This window comes from Wenzhouxiangella sediminis (assembly GCF_003410055.1).
GTDB lineage: Bacteria > Pseudomonadota > Gammaproteobacteria > Xanthomonadales > Wenzhouxiangellaceae > Wenzhouxiangella > Wenzhouxiangella sediminis.
In genome coordinates, this window is the sequence record NZ_QUZK01000037.1 from 121,496 (window position 1) to 141,460 (window position 19,965).

Here is a 19,965-nt window from a genome sequence, read left to right on the forward strand (position 1 = left end):
CGGATAGGTAAAACCCCGCCACGGCGGGGTTTTTTTTGTTTTCAGGAAAGGGGTTCTTCCGGGTCCGACTTTGGCGGTGCCTTGCTGCGGTCGGGCGGGCAGAAGAAGGGTTGGCCGTCGCGGCCTGAGTGATAGGCGTGTTCGCCGTCTGCGTCGGCGAGCAGGATGTAGAAGCCTTCGACCAGGGCCTGCGTATACATCATGCCCTCTTCGGGGCACCCCAGGGCGCCGTTGGCCCAGGTGACCTCCTGGGCCCGGACGACGCTGATCTCATCCAGCGCCCGGCCAGTGCGCTCCGACAGGTCTTCTCGCGCCGCTTCGACGGCTTCTTCCAGTGCCATTCGATCGGGAGTGTCTTGGGTCATTTTTTTGCCCTCGTCGCTCGCATTGTCGTCGTTGCCCGGTTGGGACTGTTCGCTTTCCGCCGGCTCGGCCGAAGCTTCCTTCTGTTCACCGGCCTGTTGCCCCTGGCAGGCAGCCAGGGCGATGAGCAGCAGCATCGGCGCGCCGAGGCGAAGCAATTTCGTGGCTGACATGGCGATCTCCAGGATTCGTTTGACTGGGGCGATTATGGCATTGCGGACGGCGGGCTGCATGCGGTGGGCTTGGCCTCCATCAAGGCGCCGTAGGTCCGGGGATGCGGCCCCGACCTACCAGCGGTGATAGGCCGGATGGCCGGGTTTGACGGCGACGAACTTGCCGGTGGCCCGATCGCAGACTTCGCCACCGGCCGCCAATTCCGCCTCGACGCTGACGATGCCCCTCTCGTCGGTATCCGTCACCCAGGCTTCGAGGTGCAGGGGGCCGTCCGACGGGGTGGGCCGCCGGAGCTTGACGGCGTATTCCATGGTCACCGTGCAGGGCGGCTTCTCGAGGTCCTGCGACTGCATCAGGTGCCAGGCGGCGGTCCAGTTCATGTGGCAGTCGAGCAGCGAGCCGATGATGCCGCCGTTGAGCACGCCCGGGAAGGCTTCGTGATAGGGCTCGGGCTGCCAGTCGGCCACCACGCGTTCGCCTTGTGCGAACGAGCGGATACGCAGCCCCTTCTCGTTGGCCGGGCCGCAGCCGAAGCAGGCATTGTGCGGGGCATAGCGTTCCTGCAGGCAGGGGTTTTTCATGCTTCCTCCGAGTTCGATGCTTGTGCGGAGCGGTGGCTTTCACCGGGCTCGCGGCGTCAGTTGTTGACGGTATAGCTTAGATCAACACCCGTGTCGCGTTCACCCGAGACCATGCGCACGCCCCAGTGCCGGGAGAACTCATACCGGCCCGACAGCACGTTACCCGTCTCGAACAGGCCCACGCCGTAACTGACGAACAGCCTCGGCAGCAGGTAGAAGCCGACGTTGAGCGCGCCCTGGCCGCCGGCGTGGTCGAAGTCCGAGCCGGTCACCACGTAGGCCAGGGCCTTCTCCTGGCTGGTCGGCGGGTCGGTGTAGAGCTCGATGTCCGGGTTGCGGGCGCTGCCGGCGATGTGCACCCCGGCGGCTTCGACTTCGGGGTCGCCGAAGATGTCGCGCACGGCCCGGATGTCGAGGCGCGGGTTGTCGATCGGCTGGCCGGTGAAGATGACTTCGCCGCCGCTGATCTCCAGGTTCTGGCCGTAGGCGCGGTACGAGCCTTCGGGCAGGCGGATCGTGCCGCGGCCCTCGGGTTTCGGCGGCCCGCTCCAGATCAGTTCCAGTTCCCCGGCCAGTTCGGTCTGGAAGTTCTCCATGGCCAGGCTGGCCTGCTCGCCCAGGTCGATGCCCAGTCGGCCTTCCACCCGTCGGCGGGCCGGCGCGGCCGCGACGTCCCGTTCGGCCTGCTCGCCTGCCACCTCGATATCCGGCGAGGGCTGGATGCGGTCGGCGGTGCCGGGGGGCAGGCCGCCGCGCAGGCGGTCGATGTGGATGTCGCCGTCGATGCGGACCCGATCGGGCTGCGCCTGCAGGCTGACTTGCGGGCTGGCGGTCAGTTCGAGCCAGTCGGCACCGGCGAAGGCGAATTGCTCGCCGCGGATTTCGCTGTCGAGGCGCCAGCCTTCGTCGAGCAGGCGCGCCTCGCCGGAGAGCGCCAGCTCGCCGTCTCCCGACCGTGCCCGGCCCTCCAGCGTGGCGCGGTCGGCCGATCCCGACAGGGTCAGTTCGATGTCGCGGACGTCCAGGCCGAGCGGTGCATGGACCACTTCGCCTCCGGCCACGCTCAGCCGGCCGCTGACCGACGGGCCGGTGAGGGGGCCGGCCAGCTCGATGCGACCGTTGGCCGCCCCGCCGATGCGGTCGACCCGGGGGATCAGGTGTGCGAAGGCGGCGATGTCGGGCAGGTCGAGCTGCGCTTCGCCGTCGAGCCGGGTCTCGGCCAGATTGCGCAAGTCGGCCACGCGCGCCTGGCCGTCGATGCGTGTCTGTCCCTCCAGCCGGGCGCGCAGGTCGACGGTCAGCGCGGTGTCCTCACCCGGTTTCATGTCCAGGCGAACCGAGTCGACGGTGAGCAATTCCTCATCGTCGCCGATCGCCTTGACCACGCCTGCGCCGAGCCGGAGCTGGCCGTCCACCCGCGACAGGCCGGCGGCATCCCATGCCGCTTCGACCCGTCCCGACAACGGCGTGGTCAGGGAAAACACCGGATCGATCGGCAGCAGCAGGAGATCCATGGGCACTTGTTCGACGCGCGTGACCACGCGGCCGGTCGCGCCGACGTCCAGGTGCTCGAGGCAAAGCCGTGCCGGCGTGTCCGCGGCCGTGGTCAGGCAGGCCGCGCCGGCATCCACGCGGCTGGCGGAGACCCCGAGCGGCAGGGGCTCGGCCAGTCGCCAGTCGCCGGCCAGGGTCTCTCCCAGATACAGCCGGGCGATCTCGCCGCGCCATTCCAGGTTGCCTTCCAGGCACTCGCCGAGCCGGCCGTTGGCCGCCAGATCGAGATCACCGCGCGCGCTTGAGGCGTTCAGCTCCAGGCTATGTCGGGCGCAGCTGCCGGCCAGGGTCAGTTCCAGCTGCTCGATGCGATCCCAGGGCCGCAGATCGAGATTGTTCGCCGAAACGTTCAGGTCGATTTCCGGTCGCTCCAGCCAGGCGAACGCCAGCTCGACATCGGCCCGCTCGAGGTTGTATTCGTCGTAACGAAGGTCTTCGACCTGCCCGCGCATTTCGACCCGGCCGGCTTCCGGGCGGAGTTGGCCGGCGAGGCTCGCTCTTCCGGCGAGCGTCGGCCAGAGCTGCTCGAGCGAGACGGCCTCCAGCTCCACCTGCCAGGCGGCCGATTCCCGGTTGTCGAGCGCAATCCGGTTGTCGCCCAGTTGCAGCTCGAGGTCGGCGCTTTCGGGGCGGCCGTCGACCCAGGCGACCCGGCCGGAACCGGCCAGCACCTGGCCGCGCAAGCGGCCACCGAGTTCCTCGACGCCGACGTCGATGCGCAAGCGTTCTCCGCGTTCGAAACGAAGCGCGGCACGTCCGTCGATGCGACCCGGCAGCTCGCTGACGAACACGCCGGGATCGAAAGCGTCCAGGGCCAGGTTCACGTCGGCGGACAGCGTCGGCTGCCAGGCCACGCGCCCGTCGAGGGTCAGCGCGCCGTGTTCACCGGCGTCGACGGACAATCGTTCGATCTCGGCGGCCTCGCGTGATCCGCTCGCGCTGGCCTCGATCCTCGCGGCCGGCGTCTGCGGCGATTCGAGCATGGCCTCGACCTGGGCCTGCCAGTCGCTGATGCGTCCGGTGACGTGAATGCGTCCGGATTCGCTGGCCACCAGGGGTTCGGCATCGTCGGTGACCGGCGGCCAGGCAAACTGCCGCCATTCCAGGGTGAGGTCGACGTCGTCGCCGGCCGGATCGATGCGGCCGCTGCCGGTCACGCTCAACTCGCCGGGTTCGGCGCGGAGATCCAGGGATTCGACGTCGATCACGCCGTCCCGGGTGGCGACCGCCAGCTCGCCGCTGATGCGGCCCTGGTTGGGCCATTCCGGGTAAAGCGGCGTGAGATCCAGGGATTCGAACCGCAGGCGGGCGCGCGAGGCCGGCGCAGCCGCGCTCCAGTCGAGCTGGCCGCTGCCGGTGATCCGGCCGTCGAGCAGCTGCGCTTCCAGGGTGTCGATGGTCAGCGACTGCGTGGAGCCCGACAGGGCCAGCGACCATTCGCCGGGAGGCAGTTCCGGCCCGCTCACCCGCGCGCTGGATTCGGCGCGCCAGTCGCTCGGCCGCCCGGCGAGGGAGACGACGAGATCCTCGATGTCAACGGGCAGGTCGGGCCAGCCGGCAATGCTGCCGGTGATCTCGGCGTCGATGCCGGGCGAGCGGGGCAGGTCGCGGACCTGGCCGCTGCCGTCGAGGGCGGCCGGACCGCTGCTGCTCAATTCGAAGTCCAGCGCGTCCAGCCGGCCGCTGAGTTCGATGCGGGCCGCTTGCACGCTGCCTCCGGCCAGCTCGGTTTCCGCCTCGACGGCGAGTTGCCCGCGCCCCCGGCGCTGGAGCGCCCAGCGACCCGTCGCGCTGGCGCTTCCCGCTTCGGTCTCGATTCTGAACCGCTCTAGCGCCAGTTCCTCACCGTAGCCGCCGGCCAGCGCGATCCGATCGATCCGGATCGGCTCGGCCCCGGCATGGACGTCGACTTCCTGCAGGTCCAGTTCCTCGACGACGACCTCGACCGGGCTGGCCAGCATCGACAGGTCGAAAACCGGCGCATCGCCCTCTTCGGTCTCCTCGCCCGGCGGAAGATGAACGTCGATGCCGCGGCCGCGCAGGTGGCGCACCGTCACCCGCGGACCGGCGAACAGATCGATCCGGGCGGCCAGCTCCAGGCGCTGCGCGCTGATTGCCGTGCCGGCGTGGGCGAAATCGACGCCCTCGAGCGTGAGGCCCGAGGCCAGGCCGCCGGAAAGCTCCTCGTACTGGAGGCGCTCGACGGCCCCGGCGGCACGCGCCATGGCCCAGCGGGCGCCGCTTTCGCTGCGCGTGAGCCACAGCCAGGCCGAGCCCGCCAGCAGGAACAGGACGAGCAGGGCGATGCAGACGATGACCAGCCACTTCTTCATAGCAGTTGCGTGCCGATGGTGAAATGCAGTCGCCAGGGCTCGTCGACCTCGTCGAGCGCCTGGGCGATGTCGATGCGCAAGGGCCCGATCATCGTATACCAGCGGAACCCCACCCCCACCCCGCGCTTGAGCTTGGGGTTGCCGAAATCGTTGAAGGCGTTGCCGATGTCGGCGAAGGCCGCCAGCGACCAGTTCTCCCCCACGCGATACTCGTACTCCACGGAACCGACCAGCAGGTGATTGGCACCGTTGCGATTGGTGCTGAGATCCTCGTAGCCGTAGCCGCGCACGGTGCGGTCGCCGCCGGTCTTGAAGCGGTAGCGCTCGGGCAGGTCCGTGATGGTCAGGTCCAGGCTGCGATCGCCCAGGGCAATGTCGAGCCGCCGGGTATTGGCCTCGGTATATCCGGCCTCGCCGCGCAGCAGCAGCTTGTGGCGGTCGCCGAACAGCAGGTGCCAGCGCCCGCTCACCCAGGCCTGGGCGAAGCTCACGTCCGAGCCGGCCGACTCGTGCGCGCCGAGCAGGTGCGCGCGCCAGACCGAGCCGTGGGTGCCGAAGCCGGTGCCCTCGATGCGCGGCAGGCGCCAGCGCCCGCCCAGGGCGATCACGCGGCTTTCGGTATCCAGGTAGGGTCGTAGCTCGGGGTTGGCCTCGAGCAGGGCCTCGTTTTCGGGGCTGAAGGATCCTTCGCGGAAGGCATCGAAACTCTCGTTGAGGATCGAGACGAACAGCCGTTCCTCGAGTCCCTGGTAGCGATCGGGCCACAGGCGCCTTTCCTGCAGGCGCCCGAAGGTCAGTTCGGTCTGCTCGCGGCGACCGTCGAAGGCCTCGAAGACGGGTTCGATCCGATCCTGGTCGTAGAAACGGAAGTTGTCCTGTTCGCTGCGCAGCGTCGTGCCGGCGGTGAGGAACTCCGACGGCTGGTCGCCGCGCGGATGCCGGTATTCGGCCTGCAGCACGTATTCTTGGTTGGTCTGCTGGGCGCCGAGCGCGGCTTCGAGGCGGTCGCCGCCGGAATTGAGGTAGTGGCGCGTCCAGCCGAGTTGCATGCGCGCGCCGGTGTCGGTGCCGAAGCCCACCGTGGCGCGCCAGGTGTTGGGCGGTCTCGGCTCCAGCCGGTAGTCGAGGTCGACGCGGTCTTCTTCGTTGTCCCGCTCGGTGTCGATCACCACCCGTTCGAACAGGCCGGAACGGACCAGGGCCTCGCGCTGGCGATCGAGCCGGTCGACGCTGTAGGGCTCGTCGGGCCGGAGAACGTGCAGTCGTTCCATCAGCGACTCGCTGAAGGGCTGTTCGTCGGCACGGTAGTCGCCGAAGCGATAGCGCGGCCCTGTCTCGAACACGATCCGCACGTCGGCTTGCTCGCGCTCGGCGTCGACCGTCACGCGCCGCTGCTCGAAGCGCGCCTTGAAGTAACCGCGCTCCTCGGCAACCTGCTCGAGCCGCCGCCAGGCTTCTTCCCAGGTGGGATGGTCGAGCCGATCGCCCGGCTGCAAGGGCCATTCCCGTCGCCACTGCGACAGCTCGGGGTCGTCCTGGCCGTCGCCGTGCAACTCGATGGCGACCTCGTCGATCAGCACCGGCGGGCCGGGCTTGATGTCGAGGCGGGCGCGCCAGTGCTGGCTGTCGTCCTCGGGCTCGATCAGGCGCACCTGGATGCCGGGCCGGTAGAAGCCGAAGGGTCTGAGTGCCTGCTCGATCTCGGAGCGGGCGTCCTCGGCCATCTGGCGCAGGCGCCACAGCGACAGCTCGTCGAGCTGCTCGGCCTGGACCAGCGACACCGATGCGCGCACGTTGTCGAGCAACTCGCCTTCGACGCCGTTGATTTCGGTGGCAACGGTGGCCGCGGTAACCTGGCCGCTGCCGAGCAGCGCGGCCAGTCCGAGCACGACCGGCAGCAGTCTGGCCGCCATGCAATCTCCCGGGAATTCCTGTGCTTATGGTACCCCTCGGACAGTGGTGCCGGCGCGACGTTCAGGCGCTGCGCGCGAAATCGTCCCGCCGCCGGTCGAGCTGCCGATAGCCGATCGCTTCGGTGATGTGCCGTGCCTCGATGCGGTCGCTGGCGTCGAGGTCGGCGATGGTGCGGGCCACGCGCAGGATGCGATGGTGGGCGCGCGCCGAAAGGCGCAGTTTCTCGCACGCGGCCTCCAGCAGCGTGGCCTGGTGGCCGTCGAGCGCGCAGTGTTTCCGAATGCCGCGCACGTCCAGTCTCGAATTGACGTCGCCGCGCGCTTGCTGCACGGCACGGGCCTCGAGCACGCGTTCCCTCACCTTGCCGGACGACTCGCCTTCGGGCAGGTCCTTGAGCGACTGGCGCGGCACTTCGACGTGCAGGTCGATGCGGTCGAGCAGTGGGCCGGAAATGCGGTCGCGGTAGCGCCGGATCTGGTCGGGCGTGCAGGCGCAGCGCCCGGACGGGTCACCCTCGTAGCCGCAGGGGCAGGGATTCATGGCGGCCACCAGCATGAAGCGGGCGGGAAACTCGGCCTGCACCGCGGCGCGCGAGATGACCACGCGACCCGATTCCAGGGGCTCGCGCAGCACTTCGAGCACGTGGCGGGAGAATTCCGGCAGCTCGTCGAGGAAAAGCACGCCGCCGTGCGCCAGGGAGATCTCGCCCGGGCGCGGCTTCGAGCCGCCGCCGACGAGGGCCACGCCCGAGGCGGTGTGATGCGGGGAGCGAAACTTGCGCTGCCGCCAGGTCGGCGGCTCCAGCTCCTTGCCGGCCACCGAGGCGATGGCGGCCGCCTCCAGCGCCTCGGTTTCGTCCATCGGCGGCAGGATGCCGGGCAGGCGCGAGGCCAGCAGGGTCTTGCCGGTGCCCGGCGGGCCCATGAGCAGGAGGTTGTGGCCGCCGGCGGCGGCGATCTCCAGGGCGCGCCGCGCGCGATGCTGGCCGAGCACGTCGGCCAGGTCGGGGCCGGCGAGCTCCTCGAAGCCCGAAACCGGCTCGGCGCGCGGCAGCGGCTGGTGACCGTTGAGGGCTTCGGCCACTTCGCATAGCGATTCGGCCAGGTAGATTTCGGCATCCCCGACCAGCCCGGCTTCCTCGGCGTTGGCGCGCGGCAGCACCAGCTTGCGGCCCTGCTCGCGGGCGCGCAGGATCGCCGGCAGGGCGCCCTTGACCGCGCGCAAACGCCCGGTCAGCGACAGCTCGCCCAGGAATTCCCAGTCGCCGAGATCATCGTCGGGCACCTGCCCGGATGCCGCGAGCACGCCCACGGCAATCGGCAGGTCGAAGCGCGCGCCTTCCTTGGGCAGGTCGGCCGGGGCGAGCGACACCGTCGTGCGCCACGACGGCAGGTCGAACTCGGAGTTCTTCATCGCCGCGCGCACGCGGTCCTTGCTCTCGCGCACGGCGGTTTCCGGCAGCCCGACGATGGCGAACATCGGCAGCCCCGGCGAGAGATTGACCTCGCACAGCACCTCGGGTGCCTCGATGCCGACGGCGGCGCGTGACTGGATGGTGGCGAGGCCCATGCGGCTCCCCGTGAAGCTTGAGACTGCCAACAGCTTGCGCGCACGGCAGCGACGGCGAAATGGACGCTTCGCGCGACGGCTTGTAGGAAATCTGCCATTGGCATTCGCGGGGGGGCGTGTGGCTACACTCGGGCGCAGGCAATTGACATGGGGTTGGCGATGCAGTGGAAATTGATGGTTGTGCTTGTTGCGCTGCCTGTGCTGGCCGGTTGGTATTTTTCTTGGCGTGCGACCGGGGACGAGGTCGTTGACGCGGGGGGCGCCCTGTCCTCGGATGAACTGGTGGTCGACGAGCCGGACGGCACAACCTGGTATCGGTTTCTGTTCACCACCGATCCGGAATCAAGGGGATTGGTTTTCCCGCAGCCCTGAAATCTGGCGCCGGGGTTTCTGCGGGGTCACGGGACGGATTCCTGGTCATCGGCTGGATCGTTGATCTCTTCAACCGGTACCGGGTGGCCGAACAAATAGCCCTGCAGCAGCTCGCAGCCCTGCTGGGTCAGGAAGCGGTATTGCGCTTCTGTTTCCACGCCTTCGGCCACGACCTGCATGCCCAGGATGTTCGCCATCTCGATGACCATGCGCACGATGGCCGCGTTGTAGGGTTCTCGGTCGAGGTCCTTGACGAAGGAGCGGTCGATCTTGAGTTCGTGCACGGGCAGACGGCCGAGATAGGCCAGCGACGAATAGCCCGTGCCGAAGTCGTCGATGGAAAATCGCACGCCCCGCTTGGCCAGGCGAAGGATCCTATCGCGCGCGGCGTGGACATCGTGGAGGAGCGTGCTTTCGGTGAATTCGAGGATGAGCTGCCTGGCGTCGACGCCGTAGTGGTCGAGCAGGGAATCCAGGTGGATTTCGAACTCGTCCCGGTAGAACTGGCTTGAGGCGACGTTGACGCTGATCGACCAGTTGCGCTGGGCGTCGTGGTCGCGCCATCGGGCGAGTTGCGCAATGGCCTGTTCGAGCGTCCACTTCTCGATCGGCGTGATCAGGCCCGTTCTCTCCGCCGCCGGCACGAAGTCGCCGGGGCTCAGCAGGCCGCGAGTGGGGTGCTGCCAGCGTATCAGCGCTTCCAGGCCGACGATCTCGCGATCCCGGTTGACCTTGGGTTGGTAGTGGAGCAGGAACTGTTCCTCGGCGATGGCTCTCCTGAGTTCGCTCTCCAGCGTCTGCTCCTGGGCGACGACCTGCTGCATCTCCGGGTCGAAGAAGCTGAAGATCCGGTCGGGATCCGCCTTGACCTGGTGCAGGGCGATGGCGGCCTGTCCGAGCACTTCCGCACCGTCGACCGAGGGGCCATCGAACACCGTGGCGCCGATCCGGCAGCGGTTGTAGTACTCCTCGCCGCTGATGCTGAATGCGCGATTGAGCGCGGCGAAAACGCGATCGGCGGTCGCCTGCACGAGACTGGCCGCAGACCTGGCGTCGCCGGCGGCGGTTTCGACGATCAACGCGAACTCGTCGGCGCCCTGCCGGAAGGCGTTGCCATCCTGACCTGCAATGCCGCGCAGCTCCTGGGCGACCTGGATCAGGAGCTGGTCGCCGGCGCTGAAGCCCATGGCGTCGTTCACCTTCTTGAACTGGATCAGGTTGATCAGCAGCAGGCTGCCGTAGTGTCCCGACTGGTGACCCTGCTCGATCGAGCGGGCCAGCCGCACCTCCATCAGGCGGCGGTTGCCCAGGCCGGTCAGCGAGTCATAGAGCGCCAGTTGCTGGATGCGTGTTTCGGCTTTCTTCAGCGCGCTGATGTCGATGTAGTCGTAGATGAAGTTGCGCACGCGGCCCTGTTCTCCGCGTACGGCGGTGACGAGAAGGAGCTGTGAGTGCACCTCGCCGCTCTTGCGCCGCAGGCGGATCTCTCCCCGCCAGCGGCTGCGGTCTTCCATGCGTTCGTCCATGCGCTGCCGGAATCCCGCGCGATCGTCTTCCGGCAGGAGCATGGCGGGATCCCCTCCGATCATTTCGTGCTCTGCGAATCCCGTGATGCGCGTAAATGCCGAGTTCACGCGCAGGGTTCGGTGCGCTTCGTCGGTGATGCAGATGCTCTCCTGGGATTCAAAGGCTGCAGCCGCGATGCGAAGCTCGTGATCGAGACGCTTGCGCTGGGTGATGTCCTGGACAATCACGATGTAGCGGGTCTCGGGCGTCTCGGGATCGCGAAGCAGGTTGCCCGTGGCCTCGTAGTCGCGCGTTTCTCCATCGGCTTCGAGCTTGTACTGGTAGGCGCCGGAGCGACCGTTGCGGTCGATGTCGTCCAGCAGCTTGTGGTACTCGCGTTGTACGGACTCGGGAAGGAAATCGAGCAGGCAGCGCCCGCGCACGTCTTCGGGCTGGGCAATAAGATGGGGGTAACGCGAATGCATCTGGTGAATGATGCCGCGTCGGTCCAGCTCGAAGATGATGTCCGGCAGGGCCTCGAGCGTTGCTCTGAGCCTGGCCCTCGCGCTGGCCAGTTCGCGATAGGGTTCCTCGATGCCGCTAATGACCACGGCGCGAAACAGGTAGTAGTACGCGAACAGCTTGTAGACTTGCCCCAGCAAGTTGAAGGTGTCGTTGGTCGTTGCCTGCAAGGTGAACGAGATCGAGGCCAGGACGATGAATGCGATGGCGACGGAAAGGGAGCGGGTGTCGATATTGGGGATCGACCGTCGATGGAACTGCAGGACTCCGGCGCTCAGCAAGTAAATGGCGACGGCAAAATAGTGAATACCGTCTTGGAATGCCGCGACTCCCACCACTGACTGCAGGCCCGAGAGCAAGTCCTCGCGCCCGAAGAGTATGACGGCGAAGGTGCCCGCGACCAGGCCGAGCAAAGAGGACAGGAGCAGGGAGCGCGTCTGGGGTGACGTTGGCCTGTCCTTCCAGGGAATGAGAACGGCCAAGGCAACGCCCAGAACCGCGAGAAGCCGCGCCGCCATCCAGAACAGCGGTGCCGTGCTGGCCCCGAAGAGCGCTTCCGGTTCGGTCGTGTGCTGGTCGGAAAGCAGGAAGCCCAGGCCGAAGAGGGCGACGCCCAGGAAAGTCGCGGCGATGAGCAGCACGGCGATCGGTGCTCGGCGCTGGTAGCTCATCCAGCCGACCACGAATACGAGGAAGGCGGCTACCGAAGATATTGTCTCGAAGAGTGCCTGTAGCGGCAGGTGGCGGGCCAGGGACAATGGTTCCCCGGCCGGAAGGGCGGCCATTGCCGGCAAGAGCAGCGCCGTGGCGAAGAGCACGGGCAAGCCGTGCAGGCGCTCGGCGAGTGAGCGGGTCTCCGAGTCGGTCATCCGTGCTTGACCATGGGCGGGTGCGCCGAGACTACTAAAGTGGAACATGTTAGGCGTGTTTTTCGGCAAAGTACAATCACTTCCGGCTTCCCATCGGAAGTGGTCCCGATCGCGGGAAGTGCGCAGTCTGCACCCACACCCTACAAATCTGACGAGGCTCTCATGTCATTGCTATGGATCGTGACCCTGGTTTGGGCCTTCAGTTTTTCGCTGATCGGCGTTTACCTGTCCGGGCAGGTCGACAACTTCGTCTCGGTGTTCCTGCGGGTGCTGTTTGCCCTGGCCGTTTTCGCGCCCCTGCTCGTGCGCGCCCGGCCAGGCTGGAAGGCGGGCGGTGCATTGATGGCCGTCGGCGCCGTGCAGATCGGGCTAATGTACCTGTTCCTGTTTCACGCCTACGGCTACCTGAGCGTGCCGGAGCTGCTGCTGTTCACGATCTTCACGCCGCTGTACGTGACCCTGATCGATGAAGTGCTGCTGGGGCGGCGGCACGTGGCCGGGCGTTTCTGGCTGGGCGCCGTGCTGGCGGTGGGCGGGGCGGCGATCATCCGCTTCGGTGCGGTCAGCCCCGACTTCCTCGCGGGCTTCGCGCTCGTGCAGGGCGCCAATCTCTGCTTCGCTGCCGGACAGGTCGCCTACAAGCGGCTGGAACTCGGCGGCACCGTCTCGCAGGTACAGGCCTTCGGCCTGTTCTTTCTCGGCGCCGTCGTGGTCGCCGGCCTGGGAGTGCTGCTGTTCGCCGACCATTCACACTGGCCGGCCACGGCCTTGCAGTGGAGCGTTCTGCTCTGGCTCGGCCTCGGCGCCTCGGGTCTGGGTTACCTCGGCTGGAACCTGGGCGCCAAGCGCGTCAACACGGGCCAGCTGGCCGCCATGAACAATATGCTCATCCCCGCCGGGATCCTGGTGAACTTCGCCTTCTGGAACCGCGAGGTCGACTGGCTGCGGGTTGTCGCCGGCGGGGCCGTGATCGGGTTGGCGGTGTGGGTATGCGGCCGTCATTCGAGGGCGGCGAGCCCGGTAGAATAGGTGTGGAATTGGGATCGTTGGCTGGTTGGCTGGTTGGCTGGTTGGCTGGTTCGGCTACGGCCAGTCACACGGGACTCGGGGATCGGCGTCTTCGGAGCAACGTGGTCGCCCAGTCCATCATGTACACCAAAACACCAAAACACCAAAACACCAACGAACCAACGAATGAACGAACAAACGCACCTCCGCCGCATCCGCAGCTTCGTCCGCCGACCCGGACGTCTGACCCCCGGACAGCGCCGTGCGCTCGACGAACTGCTGCCGCGCTACGGCATCGACCGCGAGGTGGCCGACCTGCGCGAGGCTTTCGAACGCGCCGCGCCGCTGGTCATGGAAATCGGTTTCGGAAACGGGCAGGCGCTGGCCTGGATGGCGGCCAACGAGCCGGACAAGAACTTCGTCGGTATCGAGGTGCACGAGCCGGGCGTGGGCAGGCTGCTCAAGAGCGTCGATTCGCACGGGCTCGACAACGTTCGCGTCGCCATGCGCGATGCCGTCGAGGTGCTGGCCGATCAGGTCGTGCCCGGCAGTCTCGACGAAGTCCGCATCTACTTTCCCGACCCCTGGCCCAAGAAGCGACACCACAAGCGGCGCCTGATTCAGCCGGCGTTTCTCGAGCGCCTGGTCGGGCGCATGAAGCCCGAAGGCCTGCTGCACCTGGCCACCGACTGGGCGCCTTATGCGGAGTGGATGCTCGAGGCCATTGCCGAAGTGCCGTCGCTCGAACTGGTCGGCAACCCCTACGTGCCGCGACCGCAATGGCGCCCGCAGACGCACTTCGAGCGGCGAGGCGAGAAGAAGGGCCACGAAATCGTCGACATTGTCTGTCGGATCAGACCCTCCGGTTGAGGAGTCGTCCGGCCAGCCAGGTCAGCCCCTCCGTTCTGCCCTCGACGTCCGCCAGCGCGGCAGCGGCTTGCCCGGACAGCTCTTCGATGCGTTCACGGGCCGCGTCGGCGCCGAATAGCGTCGGCCAGCTGGCCTTCTGGCGGCTGGCGTCGCTGTCGCTGGACTTGCCGATCGCTTCGGTGTCGCCCTCGACCTCGAGCAGGTCGTCGCGAATCTGGAAGGCCAGGCCGATGGCCGTGGCGAAGCGCGACAGGCTCTCGCGCTGGGACGGCGCCAGGTCCGGGCGCAGGGCCGTGGGCATCATCACCGCGGCGTGGATCAGCGCCCCGGTCTTGCGCATGAACATGTCTTCGACCGCCGCCCGGTCGGGCTTGCAGCCCTCGAACTGCAGGTCCAGGGCCTGGCCGCCGGCCATGCCGACCACGCCGCAGGCGCGGGCGAGTTCGCGCGACATGCTGCGTGACGCTTCTGCGTCGGGCACCGCAGTGAGCACCTCGAAGGCCATGGCCTGCAGGGCGTCGCCGGCCAGGATGGCGGTGGCCTCGTCGAAGGCCAGGTGGACGGTGGGCCGGCCGCGCCGGAGGTCATCGTCGTCCATGGCGGGCAGGTCGTCGTGCACCAGGGAATAGCAGTGGATCAGCTCGACTGCCATGGCCGGCGCGTCGAGTTCGTCGGCCGGCCGGTCGAGTGCTTCCCCGCTGGCGTAGACGAGCAGCGGACGCAGGCGCTTGCCGCCGCCGAGGGCGGCGTAGTGCATCGCCTCGGCCAGGCGTGCGGCATTGACGGGCAGTGCCCTGAGGCGGTCCCCCAGGACGCTTTCGGCGCGTCGGATCAGGCCGTCGACGCGCTCGGCGAAAGGCGACGGTGACATGGAGTCGAAGCGATGGATCCGCCGATCAGTCGAACGGCCACAGGCGACCCCAGAAACCGGGCTTGTCGTCTTCGAATTCCACATCGCCGTAGTTGTGCTCGATGACGCGGCGCGTGTCGGCGGCCAGTTCCGGCATGTCGAGCCGGGAGTATGAGCGCGCCATGAGGTCGAGCGCTTCGATGTTGGCCGGCGCCTGCGGATAGGTCTCGATGACGTGCCGGGCGCGGTTGATGGCCGCGATGTAGGCGCCGCGCCGGAAGTAGTACTCACCGATGACGACGTCCTGCTCGGCCATGACGTTGCGCAGGAACACCATGCGCTGGCGCGCGTCGGCCACGTAGCGGCTCTCGGGGAAGCGCCGGATCAGCTCCTGGAAGTCCATGAAGGCCTGGCGGGCGCTGGTCTGGTCGCGGTCGACGACCTGCCCCGGGAACATCCGGCGCAGGAATCCCATGGCCTGGTCGTAGTTCACCAGCCCCTTGAGATACCAGGCGTAGTCCACGTTGGGGTGCGTGGGGTAGGTGCGGATGAATCGGTCGAGCGTGGTGATGGCCTGCTCGGACTGGCGCGCCTTGTACTGCGCAAAGGCCATGTCGAGCTGGGCCTGCTCGGCGTGGCGACCGAATGGGTAGCGCGTGGTGAGCTGCTTGTAGCGATCGATCGCCTGCGGCCAGGCCTTGGCCCGGAGCGCCGAATGGGCTCGCTCGTAGAGTTCCTCGGCCGGCACGCCGTCGTCGATTTCCTCGCGGCTGCACGCGGCGAGGACCGTGAGCAGTACCAGGGCCAGCAGCGCGAAGCGCAGAATCGGGCGACGGGCTGAAGCGGAATTGCGCATAATGATCTCGTATTCGAATTGATGCAGGCAGCGGCCGGCCATTATGCCATCCTCCCGCCGCACCTGCCCACCAGCCGCGAGCCCGATGACGACCCGAGTGAACAAGCACGAGCGGATCGATGCCGCACACGCCGGACAGCGGCTCGATGCCGTACTGGCCGAGCTGTGGCCGGATTTCTCCCGAAGCCGGATCACCGCCTGGATTCGCGAGGGCAAGCTGCGCGTCGACGGCGGTGCGGTCAAGCCCAAGCTGCGCGTCTCCGGCGGGGAGCGGGTCGAGCTGGACGCCGAACTCGAAGCGCACTCCGGGGTCCAGCCGCAGGCCATCGAGCTCGACGTGCTCGTCGACGATCCGGCTTTCCTGGTCGTCAATAAGCCGGCCGGGCTGGTCGTCCATCCGGGCTCCGGCAATCCGGACGGCACCTTGGTCAATGCACTGCTTCATTTCGATCCCGGTCTGGCGCCGTTGCCCCGGGCCGGCCTGGTGCACCGGCTGGACAAGGACACCTCGGGCTGCCTGCTGATTGCGCGCACGACCACCAGCCACCGCGCCCTGGTGGCGGCCATGAAGCGCCGGGAGATCAAGCGCCGCTACCAGGCCCTGGTCTGGGGCGAAATCATCGCCGGCGGCACGGTGGACGAGCCGCTGGGCCGCCACCCGGTCGATCGCCGTCGGCAGGTCGTGCGCCGCGACGGTCGGCGCGCGGTGACGCACTATCGCGTGGGGCGGCGCCTCAAGGGCGCGACCCTGCTGGACGTGGAGCTCGAGACCGGTCGAACCCACCAGATTCGCGTGCACATGGCACATGTTCGCCATCCCATCATCGGCGACCCGGTCTATGGCCGGCGCGGCGCGCCCGCCGGGCTGAGCGAAGCCCAGCGCACGGCCTGGCAGCGCTTCGGGCGCCAGGCCCTGCACGCTGCGCGGCTCGGATTCGAGCATCCCGATACCGGCGAGCCGGTCGAGGCGGTCGCGCCGATGCCGGCGGACATGCGCGAACTCATCGAGATTCTTGCCGCCGATGAAGGTGATTGAGCCCGACTGGCCGATCGACGAGCGCGTGGGTGCCTTCACCACCACCCGCGACGGCGGGGTCAGCGCCGGGCCCTGGGCATCGCTCAACATCGGGGTCAACAGCGGCGACGACGCCGAATCGGTTGCCGCCAATCGCGATCGAGTGAGCGAAGCGTTGCCCGGGGAGCCGCGCTGGCTCAGGCAGGTCCATGGCAGCCGCGTGATCCACCTGGCCGACTGGCGGCCCGACATCGAGGCGGATGCCGCCTGGACCGACCGGGCAGGGGAGGTCGTGGTCATCCAGGCCGCCGATTGCCCGCCCATCCTGCTTGCTGCCCGCGACGCTTCGCTGGTGGCCGGCGTGCACGGCGGCTGGCGTTCCCTGGCCGCCGGCATCATCGACAAGACCCTGACCAGCCTGCCGGTATCGGGCGACGAGCTGTGCGCCTGGATCGGTCCGGGCATCTGCGCCGGCTGCTACCAGGTCGGCAGCGAAGTGCGATCGGCCTTCGTCGATCGCGATCCGGTGCTGGCCGCCGCCTTCCAGGCCGACGGTGATCGCTGGCGCGCCGACCTCAAGTGGATCGCCGCCCAGCAGCTTCGCGCGGTGGGTGTCGAGGTGTTCGATTGTGGTCGCTGCACCTTCGAGGAAACAGATACCTTCTATTCCTTCCGCAGGGAGGGCCAGACCGGAAGGCTGGCGTCGGTGATCTGGTTGGCGGGGTAGCCCTTCGGGCCGGCCTGCCCGTTTCGCTCGTACGACTTGTCCCGGCGCTGCCGCGCCGGGATGCCCTGCGGTACTCGGTTCGAACGGGAGTCTCCTCAACTCGCGCTTCGCGCTCAGACATCGGAGACTCTTTTCCGTTCGAACCTGCGTTCCTCGGCTGCGTCGAAGTCGCGAAATGGGCAGGCCGGCCCGAAGGGCGCGGGTTGGTGGGTAATGGGTTTCATGGGTCGGCGTGGTGAGCCGACCTCCAGGGAGGGGCTTTGCGCCCGTTATGGGTTACAATGCTCTCCCGGATTCACTGCAGCACGGATGTCCGGGCATGACCTCTCTTATTTTCGTTACCGGCGGTGTCGTTTCATCGCTGGGTAAAGGCATTTCAGCCGCCTCGCTGGGCTCCATCCTGGAAGCCCGGGGCTTGCGCGTGACGCTGCTGAAACTCGATCCCTACATCAACGTCGATCCGGGCACCATGAGCCCGTTCCAGCACGGCGAGGTGTTCGTCACCGAGGACGGCGCCGAAACCGACCTGGACCTGGGCCACTACGAGCGCTTCGTGCGCACCCGGATGACCCAGCGCAACAACTTCACCACCGGGCGCATCTACGCCAACGTCATCGCCAAGGAGCGCCGCGGCGACTACCTGGGCAAGACCGTCCAGGTGATTCCGCACATCACCGACGAGATCAAGGACTCGGTCAACCAGGCCGTCGAGGGCTACGACGTGGCCCTGATCGAGATCGGCGGCACGGTCGGCGACATCGAGTCGCTGCCCTTCCTCGAGGCGATCCGCCAGCTCGGCACCGAGTACGGCCGCCAGGCGCTGTTCATGCACCTCACTTTGGTGCCGTATCTGAAGGCGGCCAACGAGATCAAGACCAAGCCGACGCAGCACTCGGTCAAGGAGCTGCGTTCGATCGGCATCCAGCCCGACGTGCTGCTGTGCCGTTGTGAACGGATGCTCTCCGACGAGGAACGCAAGAAGATCGCGCTGTTCACCAACGTCTCGCACGACGCGGTGATCTCGGCCGTGGACGTCGACTCGATCTACAAGATCCCGCTGTTCTATCATCGCCAGGGCCTCGACCGCATCGTGCTCGATCGCCTGGGCATCAAGGCTTCCTCGCCGGATCTCTCCGACTGGGAAGAGGTGGTCGAGCGCCAGACTCGGCCCAGGCACGAGGTCACCGTGGCCATGGTCGGCAAGTACGTCGAGCACGCCGACGCCTACAAGTCGCTCAACGAGGCGCTGATGGCCGGCGGCTTCGGCGACTGGGTCAAGGTGAAGATCAAGGGCGTGGAGTCGGAGGAAATCGAGTCCAGCGGCACCGGCATCCTGGCCGACGCCGATGCCATCCTGGTGCCGGGCGGTTTCGGCGAGCGCGGTTTCGAGGGCAAGATCGAGGCCATTCGCTACGCGCGCGAAAACGGCATTCCCTACCTGGGGATCTGCCTGGGCATGCAGGCTGCCGTGGTCGAGTTTGCCCGCAATGTCTGCGGCCTGGCGGGCGCGAACTCCACCGAGATCGACGCCGACGCCGCCGACCCGGTGATCGGCCTGATCACCGAGTGGCTCGACGAGAAGGGCCGGCGCGAGCTCCGCGACGAGAACGCCGACCTGGGCGGCACCATGCGGCTGGGCGCGCAGCGCTGCAAGCTGGTCTCAGGCTCGCTCTCGCGCAAGCTCTACGGCTCCGACGAGATCGTCGAGCGCCACCGCCACCGCTACGAGTTCAACAACGCCTACCGCGAAACCCTGGACGAGCACGGCATGAAGCTGGTCGGCTTTTCAGTCGACGACATGCTCGTCGAAATGGTCGAGCTGCCCGACCACCCCTGGTTCGTCGCCTGCCAGTTCCACCCCGAGTTCACTTCGACGCCGCGCGACGGCCATCCGCTGTTCGCCGGCTTCATCCGGGCTGCGCTGGCGCAGCACGAAAAGGCCGGCGGCAGGGCCACCCGGGCCGTCCAGGCATGAAGCTTGCCGGTCGCGAAATCGGGCTCGACCAGCCCCTGTTCCTGATCGCCGGCCCCGACACGCTCGAGTCCGAGGCGATGTGCCTGGATGTCGCCGGACATCTCAAGGAGATCACCGAGCGCCTCGGTATGCCCTACGTCTTCAAGGGCAGCTTCGACAAGGCCAACCGCACTTCGGTAAAAAGCTACCGCGGCCCGGGGCTCGAAGAGGGGCTGCGTATTCTCGAGGCGGTCAAGTCGCAGATCGGCGTGCCGGTACTCACCGACGTGCACGAGGACACGCCGCTGGACGAGGTTGCCGCGGTCGTCGACGTACTGCAGACGCCGGCCTTCCTGTGTCGGCAGACCAACTTCATCCAGAACGTGGCGCGCGCCGGAAAGCCCGTCAATATCAAGAAGGGGCAGTTCCTTTCGCCCTGGGAGATGAGCAAGGTCGTCGAGAAGGCCCGCGAGGCCGGCAACGACCAGATCATGGTCTGCGAGCGCGGCTACATGTTCGGCTACAACAACCTGGTCGTGGACATGCGCTCGCTGGCGATCATGCGCGAGACCGGCTGCCCCGTGGTCTTCGACGCCACCCATTCGGTGCAGCTGCCGGGCGGGCAGGGCGAGTCGTCGGGCGGCGCGCGCGAGCACATCCCGACCCTGGCCCGGGCCGCGGTCGGCGCCGGCGTGGCCGGCGTGTTCTGCGAGACGCACCCGAAACCCGAAGAAGCCCTGTGCGACGGCCCCAACTCGATGCGGCTGTCCGACATGGAAGCCCTGCTCGAGCAACTCGTCGCCATCGATCGAGTCGTAAAGCAGTCTCCTCTTTAAAAAATAAGTGTCCACAGATGAACACAGATGAACACAGATAAAAGAACAAGAAACTGGGTTATGGGTGTTGATTGTGGCGTACTGAGGCTCGC

The 19,965-nt window shown here is 67.5% G+C and carries 15 protein-coding genes; 7 read left to right on the top strand and 8 right to left on the bottom strand.

Features of this window, described 5'->3' with window-relative positions:
* Nucleotides 1-41 precede the first annotated feature (41 nt).
* From DZC52_RS09160 to DZC52_RS09180, 5 genes are all read right to left on the bottom strand, one after another.
* A complete protein-coding gene (locus tag DZC52_RS09160) occupies nucleotides 42-536 on the bottom strand; it encodes a hypothetical protein (protein ID WP_147307647.1) in 495 nt (164 codons plus the stop codon).
* Nucleotides 537-650: 114 nt separating this feature from the next.
* A complete protein-coding gene (locus tag DZC52_RS09165) occupies nucleotides 651-1,118 on the bottom strand; it encodes a PaaI family thioesterase (protein WP_116650839.1) in 468 nt (155 codons plus the stop codon).
* 56 nt (nucleotides 1,119-1,174) lie between these two features.
* Nucleotides 1,175-5,005 (bottom strand): translocation/assembly module TamB domain-containing protein, encoded by a 3,831-nt coding sequence (locus DZC52_RS09170; protein ID WP_116650840.1) that lies wholly within the window; start codon nucleotides 5,003-5,005, stop codon nucleotides 1,175-1,177.
* Nucleotides 5,002-6,918, bottom strand: a complete 1,917-nt coding sequence (locus DZC52_RS09175; protein WP_116650841.1) for an autotransporter assembly complex protein TamA — start codon at nucleotides 6,916-6,918, stop codon at nucleotides 5,002-5,004. Before DZC52_RS09175 ends, DZC52_RS09170 begins: the two co-directional genes overlap by 4 nt.
* Nucleotides 6,919-6,979: 61 nt before the next feature.
* Nucleotides 6,980-8,488, bottom strand: a complete 1,509-nt coding sequence (locus tag DZC52_RS09180) for a YifB family Mg chelatase-like AAA ATPase (RefSeq protein WP_116650842.1) — start codon at nucleotides 8,486-8,488, stop codon at nucleotides 6,980-6,982.
* 147 nt (nucleotides 8,489-8,635) lie between these two features.
* Here DZC52_RS09180 and DZC52_RS09185 point away from each other — a divergent pair, with 147 nt between their 5' ends.
* On the top strand, nucleotides 8,636-8,860 hold the full coding sequence (locus DZC52_RS09185) for a hypothetical protein (protein WP_116650843.1): 225 nt from the start codon (nucleotides 8,636-8,638) through the stop codon (nucleotides 8,858-8,860).
* A gap of 26 nt (nucleotides 8,861-8,886) precedes the next feature.
* Here DZC52_RS09185 and DZC52_RS09190 read toward each other — a convergent pair whose 3' ends face one another.
* Complete coding sequence (locus DZC52_RS09190; RefSeq protein WP_181918866.1) at nucleotides 8,887-11,757, bottom strand: bifunctional diguanylate cyclase/phosphodiesterase; 2,871 nt, start codon at nucleotides 11,755-11,757, stop codon at nucleotides 8,887-8,889.
* Nucleotides 11,758-11,919: 162 nt separating this feature from the next.
* On the opposite strand from DZC52_RS09190, the gene DZC52_RS09195 reads away from it, so the two are divergent.
* Nucleotides 11,920-12,786, top strand: a complete 867-nt coding sequence (locus DZC52_RS09195; protein WP_116650845.1) for an EamA family transporter — start codon at nucleotides 11,920-11,922, stop codon at nucleotides 12,784-12,786.
* A gap of 165 nt (nucleotides 12,787-12,951) precedes the next feature.
* Nucleotides 12,952-13,635 carry a tRNA (guanosine(46)-N7)-methyltransferase TrmB gene (gene trmB / locus DZC52_RS09200; protein ID WP_116650846.1) on the top strand — a complete coding sequence of 228 codons (684 nt, stop codon included), beginning with the start codon at nucleotides 12,952-12,954 and terminating at the stop codon, nucleotides 13,633-13,635.
* Here trmB and DZC52_RS09205 read toward each other — a convergent pair.
* The gene (locus tag DZC52_RS09205) at nucleotides 13,619-14,506 is read right to left on the bottom strand and encodes a polyprenyl synthetase family protein (RefSeq protein WP_181918867.1); all 888 of its coding nucleotides are present in this window, start codon (nucleotides 14,504-14,506) and stop codon (nucleotides 13,619-13,621) included. The two genes, trmB and DZC52_RS09205, sit on opposite strands and share 17 nt — an antisense overlap.
* Nucleotides 14,507-14,531: 25 nt before the next feature.
* On the bottom strand, nucleotides 14,532-15,383 hold the full coding sequence (locus tag DZC52_RS09210; RefSeq protein ID WP_116650848.1) for an outer membrane protein assembly factor BamD: 852 nt from the start codon (nucleotides 15,381-15,383) through the stop codon (nucleotides 14,532-14,534).
* Between the two features lie 43 nt (nucleotides 15,384-15,426).
* On the opposite strand from DZC52_RS09210, the gene rluD reads away from it, so the two are divergent.
* The 4 genes from rluD (at nucleotide 15,427) to kdsA (ending at nucleotide 19,873) form a co-directional block, all read left to right on the top strand.
* The gene (gene rluD / locus DZC52_RS09215; protein WP_116650849.1) at nucleotides 15,427-16,377 is read left to right on the top strand and encodes a 23S rRNA pseudouridine(1911/1915/1917) synthase RluD; all 951 of its coding nucleotides are present in this window, start codon (nucleotides 15,427-15,429) and stop codon (nucleotides 16,375-16,377) included.
* Nucleotides 16,364-17,083 carry a peptidoglycan editing factor PgeF gene (pgeF, locus tag DZC52_RS09220; protein ID WP_116650850.1) on the top strand — a complete coding sequence of 240 codons (720 nt, stop codon included), beginning with the start codon at nucleotides 16,364-16,366 and terminating at the stop codon, nucleotides 17,081-17,083. Before rluD ends, pgeF begins: the two co-directional genes overlap by 14 nt.
* Nucleotides 17,084-17,402: 319 nt before the next feature.
* The gene (locus tag DZC52_RS09225) at nucleotides 17,403-19,058 is read left to right on the top strand and encodes a CTP synthase (RefSeq protein ID WP_116650851.1); all 1,656 of its coding nucleotides are present in this window, start codon (nucleotides 17,403-17,405) and stop codon (nucleotides 19,056-19,058) included.
* Nucleotides 19,055-19,873 (top strand): 3-deoxy-8-phosphooctulonate synthase, encoded by an 819-nt coding sequence (gene kdsA, locus DZC52_RS09230; RefSeq protein ID WP_116650852.1) that lies wholly within the window; start codon nucleotides 19,055-19,057, stop codon nucleotides 19,871-19,873. The genes DZC52_RS09225 and kdsA overlap by 4 nt, the downstream gene beginning before the upstream one ends.
* Nucleotides 19,874-19,965 lie beyond the last annotated feature (92 nt).